Annotated in this window: 1 protein-coding gene; it reads left to right on the top strand. The window is 47.1% G+C overall.

Annotated elements, in window-relative coordinates; genetic code table 11:
* Positions 1 to 378: FxsA family protein (locus ACTD9P_RS30035; RefSeq protein ID WP_438870484.1), on the top strand; the 378-nt coding region annotated here is incomplete at its 5' end.
* Between the last annotated feature and the right edge of the window lie 57 nt (positions 379 to 435).

Raw genomic sequence — 435 nt, forward strand, 5'->3', positions numbered from 1 at the left:
GTGTTATTCTTACTGTTTATCGTATGTCCGGCAATTGAAATCGGTTTGTTTCTGCTGGCGGGAAAATGGCTCGGTATTTTTCCGACCTTCCTTCTCATCATTTTGACAGGCGTGTTAGGCGCTTTGGTGGCAAAAAGACAGGGAACCGATGTGTATCATCGGGTGATGCGCGACCTGCAGCACGGCAAAATGCCGGGGGAAGCGCTTCTTGACGGAATATGCGTCTTTTTCGGAGGCCTGCTTTTGATGCTTCCGGGTTTTCTGTCCGATATTGCAGGGGCCTGTCTTCTGATTCCGTTCACTCGGAACCGCATGAAGCCGCTTTTGTTCAAATGGCTGAGAGGGATGTCAAAAAACAAGCGGATCATTATCAAATAAAAAACGGCAGCCTTCTTACAGGGCTGCTGTTTTTATTTGGATTGAACAGTAATATAG

This window comes from Pseudomonas onubensis, from assembly GCF_965653655.1.
GTDB lineage: Bacteria > Pseudomonadota > Gammaproteobacteria > Pseudomonadales > Pseudomonadaceae > Aquipseudomonas.